This is a genomic window from Streptomyces sp. NPDC007929, assembly GCF_042959065.1.
Lineage (GTDB): Bacteria > Actinomycetota > Actinomycetes > Streptomycetales > Streptomycetaceae > Streptomyces.
This window is the reverse complement of sequence record NZ_JBIBKD010000003.1, coordinates 176,205-195,850: the sequence shown is the minus strand read 5'-3', so window position 1 is coordinate 195,850 and position 19,646 is coordinate 176,205. Positions and strand designations below refer to the sequence as shown.

General features: G+C 70.2%; 20 protein-coding genes. 5 read left to right on the top strand and 15 right to left on the bottom strand.

Going from position 1 to position 19,646, the window contains the following annotated elements; all coding sequences use genetic code 11:
• Positions 1 to 15 precede the first annotated feature (15 nt).
• From nuoK to ACFZDE_RS10450, 11 genes are read right to left on the bottom strand one after another with little or no spacing between them, the layout of a single operon-like run.
• Complete coding sequence (gene nuoK, locus ACFZDE_RS10500; protein WP_003992252.1) at positions 16 to 315, bottom strand: NADH-quinone oxidoreductase subunit NuoK; 300 nt, start codon at positions 313 to 315, stop codon at positions 16 to 18.
• Positions 312 to 1,154, bottom strand: coding sequence for an NADH-quinone oxidoreductase subunit J (locus tag ACFZDE_RS10495; RefSeq protein WP_391199280.1), 843 nt, complete (start codon positions 1,152 to 1,154; stop codon positions 312 to 314). The genes nuoK and ACFZDE_RS10495 overlap by 4 nt, the downstream gene beginning before the upstream one ends.
• Positions 1,151 to 1,816 carry an NADH-quinone oxidoreductase subunit NuoI gene (gene nuoI, locus ACFZDE_RS10490; RefSeq protein WP_390992886.1) on the bottom strand — a complete coding sequence of 222 codons (666 nt, stop codon included), beginning with the start codon at positions 1,814 to 1,816 and terminating at the stop codon, positions 1,151 to 1,153. The genes ACFZDE_RS10495 and nuoI overlap by 4 nt, the downstream gene beginning before the upstream one ends.
• A complete protein-coding gene (gene nuoH, locus ACFZDE_RS10485; protein WP_390993922.1) occupies positions 1,809 to 3,182 on the bottom strand; it encodes an NADH-quinone oxidoreductase subunit NuoH in 1,374 nt (457 codons plus the stop codon). The genes nuoI and nuoH overlap by 8 nt, the downstream gene beginning before the upstream one ends.
• A gap of 20 nt (positions 3,183 to 3,202) precedes the next feature.
• Entirely contained in the window at positions 3,203 to 5,707 is a 2,505-nt protein-coding gene (locus ACFZDE_RS10480) for an NADH-quinone oxidoreductase subunit G (protein ID WP_391199277.1), read from the bottom strand.
• Positions 5,704 to 7,050 carry an NADH-quinone oxidoreductase subunit NuoF gene (nuoF, locus tag ACFZDE_RS10475; RefSeq protein WP_390992881.1) on the bottom strand — a complete coding sequence of 449 codons (1,347 nt, stop codon included), beginning with the start codon at positions 7,048 to 7,050 and terminating at the stop codon, positions 5,704 to 5,706. Before nuoF ends, ACFZDE_RS10480 begins: the two co-directional genes overlap by 4 nt.
• Positions 7,050 to 7,910 (bottom strand): NADH-quinone oxidoreductase subunit NuoE, encoded by an 861-nt coding sequence (gene nuoE, locus ACFZDE_RS10470; RefSeq protein WP_390992878.1) that lies wholly within the window; start codon positions 7,908 to 7,910, stop codon positions 7,050 to 7,052. The genes nuoF and nuoE overlap by 1 nt, the downstream gene beginning before the upstream one ends.
• Positions 7,907 to 9,229, bottom strand: coding sequence for an NADH-quinone oxidoreductase subunit D (locus tag ACFZDE_RS10465; RefSeq protein ID WP_390992875.1), 1,323 nt, complete (start codon positions 9,227 to 9,229; stop codon positions 7,907 to 7,909). Before ACFZDE_RS10465 ends, nuoE begins: the two co-directional genes overlap by 4 nt.
• Positions 9,226 to 9,987 (bottom strand): NADH-quinone oxidoreductase subunit C, encoded by a 762-nt coding sequence (locus ACFZDE_RS10460; RefSeq protein ID WP_391199275.1) that lies wholly within the window; start codon positions 9,985 to 9,987, stop codon positions 9,226 to 9,228. The genes ACFZDE_RS10465 and ACFZDE_RS10460 overlap by 4 nt, the downstream gene beginning before the upstream one ends.
• Positions 9,984 to 10,538, bottom strand: a complete 555-nt coding sequence (locus tag ACFZDE_RS10455; RefSeq protein ID WP_006133126.1) for an NADH-quinone oxidoreductase subunit B family protein — start codon at positions 10,536 to 10,538, stop codon at positions 9,984 to 9,986. Before ACFZDE_RS10455 ends, ACFZDE_RS10460 begins: the two co-directional genes overlap by 4 nt.
• 13 nt (positions 10,539 to 10,551) lie before the next feature.
• Entirely contained in the window at positions 10,552 to 10,911 is a 360-nt protein-coding gene (locus ACFZDE_RS10450; protein WP_003974383.1) for an NADH-quinone oxidoreductase subunit A, read from the bottom strand.
• 762 nt (positions 10,912 to 11,673) lie between these two features.
• On the opposite strand from ACFZDE_RS10450, the gene ACFZDE_RS10445 reads away from it, so the two are divergent.
• A complete protein-coding gene (locus tag ACFZDE_RS10445; RefSeq protein ID WP_391199272.1) occupies positions 11,674 to 12,504 on the top strand; it encodes an NlpC/P60 family protein in 831 nt (276 codons plus the stop codon).
• A gap of 263 nt (positions 12,505 to 12,767) precedes the next feature.
• The gene (gene def, locus ACFZDE_RS10440) at positions 12,768 to 13,397 is read left to right on the top strand and encodes a peptide deformylase (RefSeq protein WP_390992866.1); all 630 of its coding nucleotides are present in this window, start codon (positions 12,768 to 12,770) and stop codon (positions 13,395 to 13,397) included.
• Between the two features lie 12 nt (positions 13,398 to 13,409).
• Here the strand turns inward: def and ACFZDE_RS10435 are convergent, their stop codons facing one another.
• A complete protein-coding gene (locus tag ACFZDE_RS10435) occupies positions 13,410 to 14,702 on the bottom strand; it encodes a geranylgeranyl reductase family protein (RefSeq protein ID WP_390992863.1) in 1,293 nt (430 codons plus the stop codon).
• 100 nt (positions 14,703 to 14,802) lie between these two features.
• On the opposite strand from ACFZDE_RS10435, the gene ACFZDE_RS10430 reads away from it, so the two are divergent.
• Together ACFZDE_RS10430 and ACFZDE_RS10425 are read left to right on the top strand one after the other, a co-directional pair.
• Complete coding sequence (locus tag ACFZDE_RS10430) at positions 14,803 to 15,318, top strand: GNAT family N-acetyltransferase (protein WP_390992860.1); 516 nt, start codon at positions 14,803 to 14,805, stop codon at positions 15,316 to 15,318.
• Between the two features lie 99 nt (positions 15,319 to 15,417).
• Positions 15,418 to 15,750 (top strand): PASTA domain-containing protein, encoded by a 333-nt coding sequence (locus ACFZDE_RS10425; protein ID WP_391199270.1) that lies wholly within the window; start codon positions 15,418 to 15,420, stop codon positions 15,748 to 15,750.
• Positions 15,751 to 15,822: 72 nt separating this feature from the next.
• Here the strand turns inward: ACFZDE_RS10425 and ACFZDE_RS10420 are convergent, their stop codons facing one another.
• Entirely contained in the window at positions 15,823 to 16,518 is a 696-nt protein-coding gene (locus ACFZDE_RS10420) for a demethylmenaquinone methyltransferase (protein ID WP_390992856.1), read from the bottom strand.
• A 136-nt stretch (positions 16,519 to 16,654) separates the two neighbouring features.
• On the opposite strand from ACFZDE_RS10420, the gene ACFZDE_RS10415 reads away from it, so the two are divergent.
• Positions 16,655 to 17,674, top strand: coding sequence for a chitinase (locus ACFZDE_RS10415; RefSeq protein WP_391199268.1), 1,020 nt, complete (start codon positions 16,655 to 16,657; stop codon positions 17,672 to 17,674).
• Positions 17,675 to 17,697: 23 nt separating this feature from the next.
• On the opposite strand, the gene ACFZDE_RS10410 is transcribed toward ACFZDE_RS10415, so the two are convergent.
• On the bottom strand, positions 17,698 to 18,387 hold the full coding sequence (locus ACFZDE_RS10410) for a hypothetical protein (protein ID WP_391199266.1): 690 nt from the start codon (positions 18,385 to 18,387) through the stop codon (positions 17,698 to 17,700).
• 42 nt (positions 18,388 to 18,429) lie between these two features.
• Complete coding sequence (gene mqnC, locus ACFZDE_RS10405; RefSeq protein ID WP_391199264.1) at positions 18,430 to 19,629, bottom strand: cyclic dehypoxanthinyl futalosine synthase; 1,200 nt, start codon at positions 19,627 to 19,629, stop codon at positions 18,430 to 18,432.
• Positions 19,630 to 19,646 lie beyond the last annotated feature (17 nt).

Below are 19,646 nucleotides of genomic sequence, written 5' to 3'. Positions count from 1 at the left end.
GATTCTTCCGACCCCTTACAGCTTCATCAGGCTGGCGTCGTCGACCGAGGCCGAGTGGCGGGCACGGAACAGGGACACGATGATCGCGAGCCCGACCACGACCTCGGCGGCGGCGACGACCATCGTGAAGAAGGCGATGATCTGCCCGTCGAGGTTGCCGTGCATCCGGGAGAAGGCGACGAACGCGAGGTTGCAGGCGTTGAGCATGAGCTCGATGCACATGAACACGACGATCGCGTTGCGCCTGATGAGCACGCCGGTGGCGCCGATCGTGAACAACAGGGCCGCGAGGTAGAGGTAGTTGACGGGGTTCACTTCGACGCCTCCTCGGACCGCTGGAACTTCGCCGGCCCGACCGCCCTGCGCTCCAGACGCTCCTCGGCCCGCTGCTCCAGGGCCTTGAGGTCGTTGAGCGCCTCCTGCGACACGTCACGGATCTGTCCGCGCTCGCGCAGGGTCTTGCTGACGGTGATGTCGGACGGGGTGCCGTCGGGCAGCAGGCCCGCGATGTCGACCGCGTTGTGCCGGGCGTAGACACCCGGCGCCGGCAGGGGCGGCAGTTGCTTGCCCGAGCGGACGCGCTCCACGGCGAGCTCCCGCTGCGTCTTGGCGCGTTCGGTGCGCTCGCGGTGGGTGAGCACCATGGCGCCGACGGCGGCCGTGATGAGCAGGGCGCCGGTGATCTCGAACGCGAAGACGTACTTGGTGAAGAGGAGAGCGGCGAGGCCCTCCACATTGCCCCCGGCGTTGGCCTGGCCGAGGCCGTTGAACTCCGTCAGGGACGCGTTGCCGATCCCGGCGACCAGCAGGACGCCGAAGCCGAGCCCGCACAGCAGGGCCAGCCAGCGCTGGCCCTTGATGGTCTCCTTCAGGGAGTCCGCCGCGGTGACGCCGACGAGCATCACCACGAACAGGAACAGCATCATGATCGCGCCGGTGTAGACGACGATCTGGACGACGCCCAGGAAGTAGGCGCCGTTGGCCAGGTAGAACACCGCCAGGATGATCATGGTGCCGGCGAGGCAGAGCGCGCTGTGCACGGCCCTCTTCATGAGGATGGTGCACAGGGCGCCGATCACCGCGACGGTGCCGAGGATCCAGAACTGGACGGCCTCTCCGGTGGAGGTGGAGTAGGCGGCGAGCTGGGTGGTCATCGGCCGATCACCTTCTCCGAGGCGGGTTCCGTACCGCCGAAGGTCGAGTCGGCCTCCTGCACCACCTCGCCCTTGGAGTGGGCGACCTGTTGCTCGGTGCCGGGCGCCGCCTCCGTCACCAGGCCCCGGTAGTAGTCCTGTTCGTCGGTGCCGGGGTAGATGGCGTGGGGCGAGTCGACCATGCCCTCCTCCAGACCGGCGAGCAGCTGCTCCTTGGTGTAGATGAGGTTGGCCCGGCTGGAGTCGGCCAGCTCGAACTCGTTGGTCATCGTCAGCGCGCGCGTGGGGCAGGCCTCGATGCACAGGCCGCACAGGATGCAGCGGGCGTAGTTGATCTGGTAGACGCGGCCGTACCGCTCGCCCGGCGAGTAGCGCTCCTCGTCGGTGTTGTCCGCGCCCTCCACATAGATGGCGTCGGCGGGGCAGGCCCAGGCGCACAGTTCACAGCCGACGCACTTCTCCAGGCCGTCCGGATGGCGGTTGAGCTGGTGCCGTCCGTGGAAGCGCGGAGCCGTGGTCTTCTGCTGCTCGGGGTACTGCTCGGTCAGCCGCTTCTTGAACATGGCCTTGAAGGTCACGCCGAAGCCGGCCACGGGGTTCTGGAAACCGGGCTTGGTGTCCTTGGGTTCCTCGGCCTTCGAACGCTCGAGTTCCTCAGCCATCGGACGCCTCCTTTCCATCCGTAGATCCGCCCAGAGGTCCGTCACTCTGAGTATCGGGCCCACCACTGACAATCAGCTCCGGCTCACGGCGTGAGCGGCGCGGGACCGGCGGAAGTTCCTGTCCGGGCAGGGGCGGTACGGGGAAACCGCCCGCCATCGGGTCGAAGGCGGCCGGGGTCTCGGCCGGCTCCTCGGCCTTCTTGGCCTTCTCGCGGAACATGTCGACGACGAAGGAGAGCAGCAGCAGGGCGAGGACGCCGCCACCCACGTACAGGGCGATGTCGGCGAAGTCGTAGCCCTCGTTGCGGAAGGCCCGCACGCTGGCGACGAGCATCAGCCACACCAGCGAGACCGGGATGAGGACCTTCCAGCCGAGCTTCATCAGCTGGTCGTAGCGCACCCGCGGGAGGGTGCCGCGGATCCAGATGAACATGAACAGCAGCAGCTGGACCTTGACCGTGAACCACAGCAGCGGCCACCAGCCGTGGTTGGCGCCCTCCCAGAAGGTGCTGATGGGCCAGGGGGCCCGCCAGCCGCCGAGGAACAGCGTGGTGGCGACGGCCGAGACGGTCACCATGTTGACGTACTCGGCGAGCATGAACATCGCGAACTTGATCGACGAGTACTCGGTGTTGAAGCCGCCGACCAGGTCGCCCTCGGACTCCGGCATGTCGAACGGCGCGCGGTTGGTCTCGCCGACCATCGTGACGACGTAGATGATGAACGAGACCGGCAGCAGCACGATGTACCAGCGGTCGGCCTGCTGCTCGACGATCGTCGAGGTCGACATGGACCCCGAGTAGAGGAAGACGGAGGCGAAGGCGGCGCCCATCGCGATCTCGTAGGAGATCATCTGCGCGCAGGAGCGCAAGCCCCCCAGCAGCGGGTAGGTCGAGCCGGAGCTCCAGCCCGCCAGGACGATGCCGTAGATGCCGACCGAGGCGACCGCGAGGATGTAGAGCATCGCGATCGGCAGGTCGGTGAGCTGCATCGTGGTGCGCTGGCCGAAGATCGAGATCTCGTTGCCGGCCGGGCCGAACGGGATCACCGCGATCGCCATGAAGGCCGGGATGGCCGCGATGACGGGCGCGAGGACGTAGACCGCCTTGTCCGCGCGCTTGACGATCACGTCCTCCTTCAGCATCAGCTTGATGCCGTCGGCGAGCGACTGGAGCATGCCCCAGGGGCCGTGCCGGTTGGGGCCGATGCGCAGCTGCATCCAGGCGACGACCTTGCGCTCCATCACGATGGAGACCAGCACGGTCACCATCAGGAAGGCGAAGCAGAAGACCGCCTTGATGACGACCAGCCACCAGGGGTCGGTGCCGAACATCGAGAGGTCTTCAGCGGCGAGGTACGCGCTCATGCCGCCGCCTCCTTGGGGGCTCATGCCTCCACCTCCTTGGGGGCCTCGCCGGCGAGCGTCGCCGGGCCGATGCGGACGAGGGAGCCGGGCCGCGCCCCGGTGTCGGAGGCGACGCCGCCGCCGGCGGAGTTCAGCGGCAGCCACACCACCCGGTCGGGCATGTCACTGATCTGGAGCGGGAGTTCCACGACGCCCTGGGGGCCGGTCACCGCGAGCAGGTCGCCGTCCTTGACGCCCGCCTCGGCGGCCGTCGGGGCCGACACACGCGCGCGTGCGGCGTGCCGGGTGCCGGCGAGGGCCTCGTCGCCCTGCTGGAGGAGGCCCTGGTCGAGCAGCAGCCGGTGCCCCGCGAGGACGGCTTCCCCGGCGGCCGGCCGCGGCAGCGCGGCCGCGGTCTCCAGCGGCTCACCGGCCCGCGGGCCGTCCCAGGCGCCGAGCCGGTCGATCTCACCGCGCACGGTGCGCAGGTCCGGCAGTCCGAGGTGGACGTCCATGGCGTCGGCCAGCATCTGTAGCACGCGCGCGTCGGTGGGCGCGGAGCGGCGGGTCATCTGGTCGGGCTTGAGCGCCGCCTCGAAGAAGCGGATGCGCCCCTCCCAGTTGAGGAAGGTGCCGGCCTTCTCGGCGACCGCCGCGACGGGCAGGACGACGTCGGCCTTGCGGCTGATCTCGCTCGGCCGCAGCTCCAGCGAGACCAGGAAGCCCACCTCGTCCAGCGCCGCACGCGCGCGTGCCGGGTCGGGCAGGTCGGCGATCTCCACGCCCGCCACCAGCAGGGCCTGGAGTTCTCCGGTCGCGGCGGCCTCCACGATCTGGCCGGTGTCCCGCCCGTAGCGGTGCGGCAGACCCGCGACGCCCCAGACGCTCGCGACCTCGTCACGCGCGCGTGGGTCGGTGGCCGGACGCCCGCCCGGCAGCAGCGACGGCAGCGCGCCCGCCTCGATCGCACCGCGTTCCCCGGCCCGGCGCGGGATCCACACCAGTCCGGCGCCGGTCGCGGCGGCGGTGCGGGCGGCGGCGGTGAGACCGCCGGCCACGGCGGCCAGCCGCTCACCGACGACGATCACCGCGCCCTCGGCGCGCAGCGCCTCGGCGGCGAGCGCACCGTCGCCCTCCAGGCCGGCGCCGTTCGCCAGCGCGTCCAGCCACTCGGTCTCGGTGCCGGGGGCCGCCGGCAGCAGCGTGCCGCCCGCCTTCTCCAGACCGCGTGTGGCGTGCGTGGCCAGGGAGTAGACCTTCTGGCCGTGCCCACGCCAGGCCTTGCGCAGCCGCAGGAAGACGCCGGGGGCCTCCTCCTCCGCCTCGAACCCGACGAGCAGGACGGCGGGGGCCTTCTCCAGCGCGGTGTACGTGACGCCCGTGCCGTCGAGGTCCCGGCCGCGCCCGGCGATCTGGGCGGCGAGGAAGTCGGCCTCCTCGCTGCTGTGCACGCGCGCGCGGAAGTCGATGTCGTTGGTGTCGAGCGCCACCCGTGCGAACTTGCTGTACGCGTAGGCGTCCTCGACGGTGAGGCGGCCGCCGGTCAGGACTCCGGTGCGGCCCCGGGAGGCCAGCAGCCCCTGGGCCGCGATCTGGAGCGCCTCCGGCCAGGAAGCCGCCTCCAGCTCGCCCTCGGCGTTGCGCACCAGCGGCGTCTGAAGCCGGTCGCGCTGCTGCGCGTACCGGAACCCGAACCGCCCCTTGTCGCAGATCCACTCCTCGTTGACCTCGGGGTCGTTGGCGGCCAGGCGCCGCATGACCTTGCCGCGGCGGTGGTCGGTGCGGGTGGCGCAGCCTCCGGAGCAGTGCTCGCACACCGACGGGGAGGAGACCAGGTCGAAGGGGCGGGAGCGGAATCGGTACGCCGCCGAGGTCAGCGCGCCGACCGGGCAGATCTGGATGGTGTTGCCGGAGAAGTACGACTCGAAGGGGTCGCCCTCGCCGGTGCCGACCTGCTGGAGCGCGCCCCGCTCGATCAGCTCGATCATCGGGTCGCCCGCGACCTGGTTGGAGAAGCGGGTGCAGCGGGCGCACAGCACGCACCGCTCCCGGTCGAGCAGCACCTGGGTGGAGATCGGGACGGGCTTCTCGTAGGTCCGCTTGCGGCCCTCGAAACGGGAGTCGGCGTCGCCGTGCGACATGGCCTGGTTCTGCAGCGGGCACTCGCCGCCCTTGTCGCAGACCGGGCAGTCCAGCGGGTGGTTGATGAGCAGGAGCTCCATCACACCCTTCTGGGCCTTCTCCGCGACCGGGGAGGTCAGGTGGGTCTTCACCACCATGCCGTCGGTGCAGGTGATGGTGCAGGAGGCCATGGGCTTGCGCTGGCCCTCGACCTCGACGATGCACTGGCGGCAGGCGCCGGCCGGGTCCAGGAGGGGGTGGTCGCAGAACCGGGGGATCTCGATGCCGAGCTGTTCGGCGGCCCGGATGACCAGGGTGCCCTTGGGCACGCTGATCTCGGCGCCGTCGATCGTCAGCGACACGAGGTCCTCCGGCGGGAGGGCCGCCTCTCCCCCGCCGGAGGCAGAGCTGGTGGTCACGGTCATGCGTTCACCTCCGTGCGGTCGGCCCAGGCCGTGGACTTGGCCGGGTCGAAGGGGCAGCCCCGGCCCGTGATGTGCTGCTCGTACTCCTCGCGGAAGTACTTGAGCGAGGAGAAGATCGGCGAGGCGGCACCGTCGCCGAGGGCGCAGAAGGACTTGCCGTTGATGTTGTCGGCGATGTCGTTCAGCTTGTCGAGGTCGGACATCTGTCCCTTGCCGGCCTCGATGTCGCGCAGCAACTGCACGAGCCAGTAGGTCCCTTCGCGGCAGGGCGTGCACTTGCCGCAGGACTCGTGGGCGTAGAACTCGGTCCAGCGCGTGACGGCACGGACCACGCAGGTCGTCTCGTCGAAGCACTGGAGGGCTTTGGTGCCGAGCATGGAACCCGCGGCGCCCACTCCTTCGTAATCAAGGGGGACGTCGAGATGCTCGTCGGTGAACATCGGGGTCGAGGAGCCGCCCGGCGTCCAGAACTTGAGGCGGTGCCCGGGGCGCATCCCGCCGCTCATCTCGAGCAGCTGGCGGAGTGTGATCCCGAGCGGCGCCTCGTACTGGCCGGGGCTCGCGACATGGCCGGAGAGGGAGTAGAGCGTGAAGCCGGGCGACTTCTCACTCCCCATCGACCGGAACCATTCCTTGCCCCGGTGCAGGATCGCGGGAACCGACGCGATCGATTCGACGTTGTTCACCACAGTCGGGCACGCATAGAGGCCCGCGACGGCAGGGAAGGGGGGACGAAGCCGCGGTTGACCCCGGCGGCCTTCGAGCGAGTCCAGCAGTGCGGTCTCCTCACCGCAGATGTACGCGCCCGCGCCCGCGTGCACGGTGATGTCGAGGTCGAGTCCGCTGCCCAGGATGTTCTCGCCGAGGAAGCCGGCCTCGTAGGCCTCACGCACGGCCGAGTGCAACCGCCGCAGCACCGGGACGACTTCACCACGCAGATAGATGAAGGCGTGCGACGACCTGATGGCGTAACACGCGATGATCATGCCCTCGATGAGGCTGTGCGGGTTCGCGAAGAGGAGCGGGATGTCCTTGCACGTCCCCGGCTCCGACTCGTCGGCGTTGACAACAAGATAGTGCGGCTTGCCGTCCCCCTGGGGAATGAACTGCCACTTCATCCCGGTGGGGAACCCCGCGCCACCGCGCCCGCGCAGACCGGAGTCCTTGACGTACGCGATCAGGTCGTCCGGCGTCATGGCGAGCGCCTTGCGCAGCCCCTCGTAGCCGTCGTGCCTGCGGTACACGTCCAGCGTCCAGGACTTGTCCTCGTCCCAGAAGGCCGACAGCACCGGGGCGAGCAGCTTCTCGGGGCTGGTGTCTTTCAGCTCGGGTGCCAAGGTCATCACTCCCCCTCCTCGGCGGTGGGCCCGGCCGGGTGGGCCGGGTCGGAGGCCGATGTGTCCTGCGGCGCGTCGTGCGAGCTCAGGTGCTCGGTCGGGGACGGCTCGTGCGGTGCCCCGGTGCGGGCCGCCTCACCGCGCGGGTGCACCACGCGTGCGGGAGAGGCCTCCCCCTTGGCGAGCTTCAGGCCGACCAGGGAGGCGGGTCCCGCGCTGCCCCCGGACTCGACGGCCCCGTCCCGCTCGTCGGGGAAGCCCGCCAGGATCCGGGCGGTCTCCTTGAAGGTGCACATGCGGGCGCCGCGGGTGGGCGTGACCGGCCGTCCCGCGCGCAGGTCGTCGACGAGGCTCTTGGCGCTGGCCGGGGTCTGGTTGTCGAAGAACTCCCAGTTGACCATCACGACCGGCGCGAAGTCGCAGGCCGCGTTGCACTCGATGTGCTCCAGGGTGACCTTGCCGTCGCCGGTGGTCTCGCCGTTGCCGACGCCGAGGTGCTCCTGGAGCTCCTCGAAGATCGCGTCCCCGCCCATGACGGCGCACAGGGTGTTGGTGCACACCCCCACCTGGTAGTCGCCGCTCGGCCTGCGGCGGTACATGGAGTAGAAGGTGGCGACCGCGGTGACCTCGGCGGTGGTCAGGCCGAGCACGTCCGCGCAGAACCGCATGCCGGTGCGGGTGACGTGCCCCTCCTCCGCCTGGACGAGGTGCAGCAGCGGGAGCAGGGCGGACCGGGAGTCGGGGTAGCGGGCGACGATCTCGCGCGCGTCCGTCTCCAGACGGGCCCGGACGTCGTCCGGGTAGGCGGGGGCGGGCAGTTCGGGCATGCCCAGGCTGACGCCCCGCTCGGAAGACGATGTGGTCACCGGTCGACGCCTCCCATCACGGGGTCGATGGACGCGACGGCGACGATGACGTCGGCGACCTGGCCGCCCTCGCACATCGCCGCCATGGCCTGAAGGTTGGTGAAGGACGGGTCCCGGAAGTGGACCCGGTAGGGGCGGGTGCCGCCGTCGGACACGACGTGCACCCCGAGTTCGCCCTTGGGTGACTCGACCGCCGTGTACGCCTGTCCCGGCGGGACGCGGAAGCCCTCGGTGACCAGCTTGAAGTGGTGGATCAGGGCCTCCATGGAGGTGCCCATGATCTTCTTGATGTGGTCGAGGGAGTTGCCGAGCCCGTCGGGGCCCAGGGCGAGCTGGGCGGGCCAGGCGATCTTCTTGTCGGCGACCATGACCGGGCCGGGCTGGAGCCGGTCCAGGCACTGCTCGACGATCCTCAGGGACTGGCGCATTTCCTCCAGCCGGATGAGGAAGCGGCCGTAGGAGTCGCAGGTGTCGGCGGTCGGGATCTCGAAGTCGTAGGTCTCGTAGCCGCAGTAGGGCTGCGTCTTGCGCAGGTCGTGCGGCAGGCCGGTGGAGCGCAGGACCGGGCCGGTCGCGCCGAGGGCCATGCAGCCGGCCAGGTCGAGGTAGCCGACGTCCTGCATGCGGGCCTTGAAGATGGGGTTCCCGGTGGCGAGCTTGTCGTACTCCGGGAGGTTCTTCTTCATCTTCTTCACGAACTCGCGGATCTGGTCCACCGCGCCGGGCGGCAGGTCCTGGGCGAGTCCGCCGGGGCGGATGTACGCGTGGTTCATCCGCAGGCCGGTGATCAGCTCGTAGATATCGAGAATGAGTTCACGATCACGAAAGCCGTAGATCATGATCGTGGTCGCGCCGAGCTCCATGCCGCCGGTGGCGATGCACACCAGGTGCGAGGAGAGCCGGTTCAGCTCCATCAGGAGCACGCGGATGATCGAGGCGCGGTCCGGGATCTGGTCCTCGATGCCGAGGAGCTTCTCGACGCCGAGGCAGTACGCCGTCTCGTTGAAGAACGGCGTCAGGTAGTCCATGCGCGTCACGAACGTGGTGCCCTGCGTCCACGTGCGGTACTCGAGGTTCTTCTCGATGCCGGTGTGCAGATAACCGATTCCGCAGCGGGCCTCGGTGACGGTCTCGCCGTCGATCTCCAGGATCAGCCGCAGCACGCCGTGGGTGGACGGGTGCTGCGGGCCCATGTTGACGACGATGCGCTCGTCGTCGGCGCGGGCCGCTGACTGGACGACCTCGTCCCAGTCGCCGCCGGTGACGGTGTAGACGGTGCCCTCGGTGGTCTCGCGAGGGGAGGCGTGGGAAGTGCTCATGAGTACGACCTCCGCTGGTCCGGAGCCGGGATCTGGGCGCCCTTGTATTCGACGGGGATGCCGCCGAGGGGGTAGTCCTTGCGCTGCGGGAAGCCCTGCCAGTCGTCCGGCATCATGATCCGCGTCAGGGCCGGGTGGCCGTCGAAGACGATTCCGAAGAAGTCGTACGTCTCGCGCTCGTGCCAGTCGTTCGTCGGATAGACCTCGAACAGCGACGGGATGTGCGGGTCGCTGTCGGGGGCGCTGACCTCAAGGCGGATCAGCCGGTTGTGGGTGATCGACCGCAGGTGGTAGACGGCGTGCAGCTCGCGGCCCTTGTCGTTCGGGTAGTGCACACCGCTGACGCCGGTGCACAGCTCGAAGCGCAGGGCCGGGTCGTCGCGCAGGGTGCGGGCGACACGGACGAGGTGCTCGCGCTCGATGTGGAAGGTCAGCTCGTCACGGTCGACGACCGTCTTCTCGATGGCGTTGCCGGGGACCAGGCCCTGTTCCTCCAGGGCCCCCTCCAGCTCGTCGGCGACCTCGTCGAACCATCCGCCGTAGGGGCGGCCGGCCGGGCCCGGGAGCCGGACCGAGCGGACCAGGCCGCCGTAGCCGGAGGTGTCGCCGCCGTTGTTGGCGCCGAACATGCCGCGCTGGACGCGGATCTCCTCACCGCCCTGGCCACGCTGGCCGGGGAGGTTCTCCGCGGAGAGGTCCTTCTCCGGGTTGACCCCGTTCGACCCGTTCGCACCGTTGGCGCCCTTCGCGTCGCTCATCGCAGCAGCCCCTTCATCTCGATGGTGGGCAGCGCCTTGAGCGCCGCTTCCTCCGCCTCGCGGGCCGCTTCCTCGGCGTTCACGCCGAGCTTGGAGCTCTGGATCTTCTGGTGCAGCTTGAGGATCGCGTCCATGAGCATCTCCGGCCGGGGCGGGCAGCCGGGGAGGTAGATGTCGACCGGCACGACGTGGTCGACGCCCTGGACGATGGCGTAGTTGTTGAACATGCCGCCGGACGAGGCGCAGACCCCCATGGAGATCACCCACTTGGGGTTCGGCATCTGGTCGTAGACCTGCCGGAGCACCGGCGCCATCTTCTGGCTGACCCGGCCGGCGACGATCATCAGGTCCGCCTGGCGGGGCGAGCCGCGGAAGACCTCCATGCCGAAGCGCGCCAGGTCGTAGCGGCCCGCGCCGGTGGTCATCATCTCGATGGCACAGCAGGCGAGGCCGAACGTGGCCGGGAAGACGGACGACTTGCGCACCCAGCCCGCGGCCTGCTCGACGGTGGTCAGCAGGAAGCCGCTCGGCAGCTTTTCTTCGAGTCCCATGACGTGTGGCTCCTCAGTCCCATTCCAGGCCGCCGCGCCGCCATACGTACGCGTACGCGACGAAGACGGTGAGCACGAAGAGCAGCATCTCCACGAGCCCGAAGATCCCCAGGGCGTCGAAGGTGACGGCCCAGGGGTAGAGGAAGACGATCTCGATATCGAAAATGATGAAGAGCATCGCCGTCAGGTAGTACTTGATGGGGAAGCGCCCGCCACCGGCCGGCGTGGGGGTCGGCTCGATACCGCACTCGTAGGCCTCGAGCTTGGCGCGGTTGTACCGCTTGGGCCCGATCAACGTGGCCATGACCACGGAGAAGATCGCAAAGCCTGCCCCGAGGGCTCCCAGTACGAGGATGGGCGCATAAGCGTTCACCGCTCCTCGCTCCTCTCAGTCGGCACTGACTGCATGGGGGTCCCCCCTGGTCGAGCGAAGCCGAGACCTAGGGGGAGGTTTGCATTGGGCCCACTTGCGCCCCACCCGTCCCTCGAACCCCGCCCGCCCCGGCGAAGATCGGGAACATGTGAAGCAGGTCACAAGCCCAACCGCGTGCATCTTATGCCCGACGCTCTGTGATCTGCGACACGGGGTATTACTGAACCTTTGTGATCTCCACCACCTGACGATCGATCATGAAGTCGGATGAGCGGTGATCTTCACACGCGAAGCGTCCGAGTGATCACGAGAGGTGACATTTTGGCTCGTCACCGCAGGCCGGAGGGGTCGTCTCAATATCAAGATGGTTCTCTTGCATGCAAATTGGCGATGGACTTGATCTCTTGGTAGAGGCGCGTTCACACATCAGGGGGGTCACGAGGCGGGGTGTGGACGCGTGCACGCGTTCACGATCTTCGCGAGCCCGTGACCCGGCCGTGATCTTCGCGCGGGACGCGACGAACGGGACGGCCGTTCCGTGACCTCCGTCACACAGATGAGAGATCCATGAGAACGGGGCTTGGCCAATCAAGCCAACCGATGGTAGGCGCGGGGCAATTCGGGCGTATTGATCAAAGACCGTGATCACAGGCCGATCACGGTGCGCCCGCAATGTCCGTTACGGCGTCAATAAAGGGGCTCGTCGGGGGGATTTGGGGGCCCGGTTGAACAACTGTGGCGCAGCACACGTTTCTTGAAGATATGAAGGAGCCCCTGGTACCGGTTGTTCCCATGTCCCACACCGCTCACATACGCAGCCACCGGAAACCCCGCCGCAGCGCGACCTCTTCGATCGCCGTGCGTGCCGGAGTTGCCGGTGGCGTCCTCAGCATGGCAGCGGCGGGCGCGTCCGCCTCGGCGAGCGCCGCCGAGCCGGTGACGCAGACCATCGAACTGCCCACCCTGACGGCCGACCTGTCCGCTCAGGTCGCCCAGTCCGCGGCCGCCACCCAGCAGGCCGCCGCCAACTACGAGCTGCGCGCCGAGCGTGACGCGGCCGCCGCCAAGGCCGCCGCCGAGGCCAAGAAGGACCTCGCCGCGGCCAAGAAGGCCGAGGCCAAGAAGAAGGCCGCCGAGGCCGCCCGCAAGGCCGCCGCCGAGCGCGCCACGCGCAGCGCCGAGCGCGCCACCCTCTCCGCCTCCGCCTCCACCTCGACCTCCGTGTCGGCGCCCGCCAGCGGCAGCGTCGCGACGGTCATCGCCTTCCTCAAGGCCCAGGTGGGCGACGCCTACGTCATGGGCGCCACCGGTCCCAACGCCTGGGACTGCTCCTCCCTCGTGCAGGCCGCGTACAAGCAGGTCGGTGTGGACCTGCCGCGCGTCTCGCAGGACCAGTCGATGGCCGGCACCGACGTGCCGCTGTCCAGCGTCCAGGTCGGCGACATCCTGTACTGGGGTGGCAAGGGCTCCGCGTACCACGTGGGTGTCTACATCGGGAACGGCCAGTACCTGGACGCCGCCAACCCGTCCAAGGGCGTCGTCATCCAGGACCTTTCGGGCTACCCGGCGTCGGGCGCGGTCCGCGTCCTCTGATCGCACGCGTACGGGCTTGAGGGCCGCCGCCTCCTCGGGAGGCAGGCGGCCCTCCGTCCTGTCCACGCCTCTCCTGCCGCCCTGGCGGCGTTCTCCCGGCCTGCCCGGCCTCCCAGGCTCCCGGGGCCCGGCAGGCATGCCCACGGGCCCCGAGCGGCCTCAGGGGCTTCCTCCCGTGTGGCCGGACTCCTCCTGGGACCACCGCGGGTGTCTCTGCTGTCATGAGTGCCGGTCAGCAAGAACCGACACCCGAGGAGAGACAGATGCCCAGCGTCTTCGTACAGGGCCGGCCCGTCGACTCGTATCCGCGGCTCGCGCCCGAGGCCCGGCGCGGACACCTCCGGCGGATCACCGAGGTCGGTGAGGAGGTCCTGCACAAGCCGTGCCGGGACGTCACCGAGTTCGGCCCGGACCTCGCCGCGCTCATCGACGACATGTTCCTGACGATGTACACCGCCTCCGGCGCCGGACTCGCCGCGAACCAGGTCGGTGTCGATATGCGACTGTTCGTCTACGACTGCCCGGACGACGACGGGGTGCGGCACGTCGGGCACGTCGTCAACCCGGTGCTGGAACCGCTCGACGCCGCCCGCAGGAGGCTGCTCGACGAGGGCGAGGGCTGTCTGTCGGTGCCGGGCGCCACCATGGACGTACCGCGACCGGACCGGGCCGTCGTCCACGGCCTCGACAGGGACGGCGAGCCGGTCGTGATCGAGGGCACGGGGTACTTCGCCCGCTGCCTCGCGCACGAGACCGACCACTGCGACGGCCGGCTCTACCTGGACCGGCTCGCCAAGCGGGAGCGCAGGGACGCGCTGGCGCAGATGGCGGACCGGCGGGACGAGGTGCTCGCCCGCCGGGCCGCGAACGCCGAGGCCCTCACCCGGAGGTAGCCGCCGGCCGGCTCAGGCCTTCGGGGCCACCCTGCTCAGCCCGTTGATGATGCGGTCCATCGCGTCGCCGCCCGTCGGGTCGGTGAGGTTCGCCAGCAGCTTCAGGGTGAACTTCATCAGCATCGGGTGCGTGAGACCGCGCTGGGCCGCGATCTGCATGACCTTCGGGTTGCCGATGAGCTTCACGAAGGCGCGGCCGAGGGTGTAGTAGCCGCCGTAGGTGTCCTTCAGGACGCGCGGGTAGCGCTGGAGGGCCAGTTCGCGGCTCTGCGGGGTCGGCCGGGCGTGGGCCTGGACGATGACGTCGGCGGCGATCTGGCCGGACTCCATGGCGTAGGCGATGCCCTCGCCGTTGAAGGGGTTCACCAGGCCGCCGGCGTCGCCGACGAGCAGCAGGCCCTTGGTGTAGTGCGGCTGGCGGTTGAAGGCCATCGGCAGGGCGGCGCCGCGGATCGGGCCGGTCATGTTGTCGGGGGTGTAGCCCCAGTCCTCCGGCATGGACGCGCACCAGGCCTTCAGCACCTCGCGCCAGTCCAGCTCCTTGAAGGAGTCGGAGGTGTTGAGGACACCGAGGCCGACGTTCGAGGTGCCGTCGCCCATGCCGAAGATCCAGCCGTAGCCGGGCAGCAGGCGGTCCTCGGCGCCGCGGCGGTCCCACAGCTCCAGCCAGGACTCCAGGTAGTCGTCCTCGTGGCGCGGGCTGGTGAAGTACGTGCGCACCGCCACGCCCATCGGACGGTCCTCGCGGCGGTGCAGGCCCATCGCCAGGGACAGCCGGGTGGAGTTGCCGTCGGCGGCGACGACCAGCGGGGCGCGGAAGGTGACCTCGCGCTTGTCCTCACCGAGCTTGGCGTGCACCCCGGTGATACGGCCCGTGCGCTCGTCCAGGATCGGCGCGCCCACGTTGCACCGCTCGAAGAGCCGCGCACCGGCTTTCTGAGCGTTCCTTGCGAGCTGCTCGTCGAAGTCGTCGCGCTTGCGGACGAGGCCGTAGTCGGGGAAGGAGGCGAGATCCGGCCAGTCGAGCTGGAGCCGCACCCCGCCGCCGATGATGCGCAGGCCCTTGTTGCGCAGCCAGCCCGCCTCTTCCGAGATGTCGATGCCCATCGCCACCAGCTGCTTGACGGCGCGCGGGGTGAGGCCGTCGCCGCAGACCTTCTCGCGGGGGAACTCTGTCTTCTCCAGCAGGAGGACGTCGAGTCCCGCCTTGGCGAGGTGGTAGGCGGTGGTGGAGCCGGCCGGCCCCGCGCCCACGACGATCACATCGGCGGTGTTCTCGGAGAGGGGCTCGGTCACGACGGTCACGGCGGGATCTCCCCAAGTTCGTCAATCTTGCGTGCCGACCGGCACTGGACATGGGCAGTCTATGCAGCAGCATTCATCACCCGGCTGAAGGGCTGCCTCCGTGAACCTGGCTCTCCCCGCTGTACGGCTTCGCGTCCCCACCCACGAGGACGCGTTCACCTGGCACCGGATCTTCGACGACCCGGACGTCATGGAGTACCAGGGCGGCAGGGCCGCGGAACTCTCGGTCTACGAGGAGCTCACCGCCCGCCAGCGCCGGCACGACGCGGAACTCGGCTTCTGCCTGTGGACCGTGCTCGATGAGTCGGGTCAGGTCATCGGCTTCACCGGGGCCCAGCCGTGGGACCGGCCCTGGGGCCCGGCCGGGGAGATCGAGATCGGCTGGCGGCTGGGCCGGGAGCACTGGGGCAAGGGCTATGTCACCGCGGCCGCGCGGCAGACGCTGGAGCGGATGCGGGCCAGGGGCGTCCCGGGCGTCGTCGCAATGGTCGACGCCCGCAACAGCCGGTCCATCGCGGTGACCCGGCGCCTGGGGATGCGCCTGGCCGAGACGTTCACAACCCCGGCCTCGCAGCGGGCGGGGCACTGCTACCGGCTCGATCTCCAGGGCGGTTGACGCGGAGTAGTCGACTGTCACAGACCGACACCGGTCGCTTCCGGTCGGTACGGGGCGGGAGTTACCCTTCCTGTACCGCTGGGGGTGACATCTGTGCACATGTCCCGCAAGACACCCGAAGTGCGCGTACCGCGTCTGGTCGGTCTGATGGCCGTGGACGCGCGGGAGACGGCCCGCGCACAGGGCCTCCTCCTCGCCGCACCGGACCGGCCCGAGCTCCCTCTCGCCGTCGTCGACTACGTCGTACGCCAGTACCCGCAGCCCGGCGCCGAGGTGCCGCGGGACTCGATGGTCTACGTGTGGTTCGACTTCGGCCCGGGTGAGGGCGGCGGGGGCGTGCACGAACCGCGGATCCCGCGTCCGCCCCGGGGCGGTCTCCAGCGCGAGCTGGACGAGCCGGGCGACCCGTACATGGTCCTCAGCTCACCCTGAGGCCGAGGCTCACTCCGGGGCCGAGGCTCGCTCCGGGGCCGAGGCTCACCCTGAGGCCGACGGGCCCCGGTCTCACTCGGCCTTGAAGCCCCGGTGCAGGGCGACGATGCCGCCGCTCAGGTTGCGCCAGGCCACCCTCGACCAGCCGGCCTTGCCCAGGCGCCCGGCGAGGGCGGGCTGGTCCGGCCAGGCGCGGATGGACTCGGCGAGGTAGACGTAGGCGTCCGGGCTGGAGGACACGGCCCGGGCGACCGGCGGCAGGGCGCGCATCAGGTACTCGGTGTAGACCGTGCGGAACGGCGCCCACGTGGGGTGCGAGAACTCGCAGATCACGATCCGCCCGCCGGGCCGGGTCACCCGGAGCATCTCGCGCAGGCCCGCGTCGGTGTCCTGCACGTTGCGCAGCCCGAAGGAGATGGTGACGGCGTCGAAGGTGTCGTCCTTGAAGGGGAGCCGCGTCGCGTCGCCGGCGGTGTACGGCAGCCAGGGCTGACGCTGCTTGCCGACCTGGAGCATGCCCTGGGAGAAGTCGCAGGGGACGACGTAGGCGCCGGTGCGGGCGAAGGGCAGCGAGGAGGTGCCGGTGCCCGCCGCCAGGTCGAGGATCTTCTGCGCGGGGCGCGCGTCGACCGCCTTGGCGACCTCCTTGCGCCATCGTCGGTCCTGGCCGAGGGACAGCACGTCGTTGGTCAGGTCGTACCGTTCCGCCACGTCGTCGAACATCGAGGCGACTTCGTGCGGCTGCTTGTCCAGGGATGCGCGGGTCACGGGCCCATTCTTGCAGCACCCCCTCCGGGCTGGAGCCCCGGCCGCGTGCGTGCCGCCGCCTCCGTGAGACGTTCGGTGCCGGGGGACGTACTTTCTGTTTCTACCCCCGCACCTCACGAGAACGGGAGCGCACGTCATGAGGAGTCACCGGAAACCGGCGGTGGCCGGGCTGGGCTGTCTGCTCGCCCTCGCCACCGCCGCATGCTCCGGGCAGGGCGACGCGGCCCCTGGGGCCTCCGCAGCCCCCACGTCCGCCGGGTCTCCCGCGTCTCCCGCGGCCGGCACCTCGTACGCCCCGTACCTCAGCGCCACCGAGGCCGCCGGCACCGACACCGCCGGCTCCCCCACGACGTACAACCTGGCGTTCGTCATAGCCGACGGCGACGACTGCGCCCCGCGCTGGAACGGCACGCACGCCATCGGCGACGCCAAGGTCGCCTCGCGCATCGCGAAGCTCAAGGCGGACGGCGGCCGGGTCCGGGTCTCCTTCGGCGGCGCCTCCGGCAAGGAGCTCGCGGCGAACTGTGGCAGCGCCGCGGAGCTGGCGACGGCGTACGGCAAGGCGCTGGACGCGGCCGGCACCGGCCTCGCCGACTTCGACATCGAGGGCGACGAACTCTCCGACTCCGCCTCCGTCACCCTGCGTTCGAAGGCGATCGCACGGATGCAGAGGGAACGGACCGGCCTGGACGTCTCGTTCACGCTCCCGGTGATGCCCTCGGGCCTGGACAAGGACGGCCTGGCGCTGCTCGACTCCGCAAACGACCACGGCGTACGGGTCTCCACCGTCAACCTCATGACGATGAACTACGGCTCCTCGTACGACGGTGACATGGGCGGCTACGCCCGCACGGCCGCCGGGGCCGCGCACACCCAGTTGAAGAAGGTCTTCGGCACCTCGGACGCGACCGCCTGGCAGGGCATGGCGCTCACCTCGATGATCGGCGTCAACGACGTCGCGAACGAGACCTTCACGCTCGCGGACGCCGCCGAGGTGCGGGCGTTCGCCGAGGAGAAGGGCATCGCCTGGGTGTCGATGTGGTCGACGGCCCGGGACCGGCAGTGCGCGCGGGGCGCCGACTCGTCCAGGGCGGCGACGGATTGCAGCGGGGTGGCGCAGGGGGCGGGGGCGTTCGGGAAGGCGTTCGCGGGCTGACCGGCCATCGGCCAGGGGGCCGGTCAGCGGGCCCGGTAGACCAGCCGGCCGGCCAGTACGGTCGCCACGCAGGTCGCCGCGCCGCGCTCGCGCAGGGCCGTCTCGTCGGGCACGTCGAACACGACCAGGTCGGCCCGGCCGCCGATGGTCAACGGGCCGTGGACGGCGCCCTGGAGGTCGTACCCCTCCGCGAGCGGGTCGAGGTCGGGCCGCTCGCCCAGCAGCATGCCGGGAGCGCCCATGGTCCCCACGACGGTGAGCCCGCAGCGGGCGACGGCCGTGGCCACCAGCGGATCGCGGAAGCGGGCGCCGGGTGAGGCGACCGCGGTCGTGCCGTAGCGCAGCATCCGCTGCACACCGCGTCGCACGCTGCCCGACCAGCGGGTCTCGGTGAGGTCGCCCAGGGCGGCCAGCCGCTCGCCCCACAGGGGCTGTTCGCCCAGCTCGTCGGCCTCGCGGGGGTCGGGGTGGTAGCAGTGGCGCAGCAGCCACAGCGGGTGCCACTGGCGCAGGCCCGGGGTGAGAACGCCGGGCCAGCGCCGTATCCGCGCGCCGGGCGCGTCCTCGGCGACCTCGTCGTAGGGCCCCACGGCGACGACCCGGTCACCGTCGACCGCGACGGCACCGTCCACGACGGGTGCGCCCGGGCCGGGTGCGCCCGGGCCGGGTGCGCCCGCCGGGAGGACCAGCGGGGCGGCGTGGATCGTCAGCACGGCCGGGTCGGTCGGGTGGCGTGGATCGTCAGCACGGCCGGGTCAGTTGGGCGCCAGCAGCTTCAGCTCGGGGAGAGCCGTGCCGCCCTCGATGGCCGTGGAGGAGATGTGCGAGACGACGCGGTCGTCCACCGGGTCGTTCGCCGGGTCGTCGTGGACGACGAGGTGCTCGTACGTGGTCGCACGCTGGGCGGGCACCCGGCCCGCCTTCCGGATGAGGTCGATGATCTCCATCCGGTTGGACCGGTGCTTGGCACCGGCCGACGACACCACGTTCTCCTCCAGCATGATCGAGCCGAGGTCGTCGGCGCCGTAGTGCAGGGAGAGCTGGCCGACCTCCTTGCCGGTGGTCAGCCACGAGCCCTGGATGTGGGCGATGTTGTCCATGAACAGCCGCGCGATGGCGATCATCCGCAGGTACTCGAAGAGCGTCGCCTGTGTGCGGCCCTTCAGGTGGTTGTTCTCGGGCTGGTAGGTGTACGGGATGAAGGCGCGGAAGCCGCCGGTGCGGTCCTGGACGTCCCGGATCATCCGCAGGTGCTCGATGCGCTCGGCGTTGGTCTCGCCGGTGCCCATCAGCATGGTGGAGGTGGACTCCACGCCCAGGTTGTGCGCGATCTCCATGATCTCCAGCCAGCGCTCGCCGGACTCCTTCAGCGGGGCGATGGCCTTGCGGGGCCGCTCGGGCAGCAGCTCGGCACCGGCACCGGCGAAGGAGTCGAGGCCGGCGGCGTGAATGCGCTGGATGGCCTCCTCGACGGAGACCTTCGAGATCCGGGCCATGTGCTCGACCTCGGACGCCCCCAGGCTGTGGATGACCAGCTGGGGGAACTCCTTCTTGATCGCCGCGAAGTGCTTCTCGTAGTACTCGACGCCGTAGTCCGGGTGGTGGCCGCCCTGGAACATGATCTGCGTGCCGCCCAGTTCGACGGTCTCCGCGCAGCGGCGCAGGATGTCGTCCAGGTCGCGCGTCCAGCCCTTGTCCTTGGCCTTCGGCGGGGCGTAGAACGCGCAGAACTTGCACGCCGTGACGCACACGTTCGTGTAGTTGATGTTGCGCTCGATGATGTACGTCGCGATGTGCTCGGTCCCGGCGTACCGGCGGCGGCGTACGGCGTCGGCGGCGGCGCCCAGCGCGTGCAGGGGTGCGTCCCGGTACAGCACGAGGGCCTCGTCCGGGGTGATCCGCCCACCGGCGGCTGCACGGTCGAGGATGGGCTGAAGGTCGGCCTTCTCGGTCACCGGGCGTCCCTTTCGTA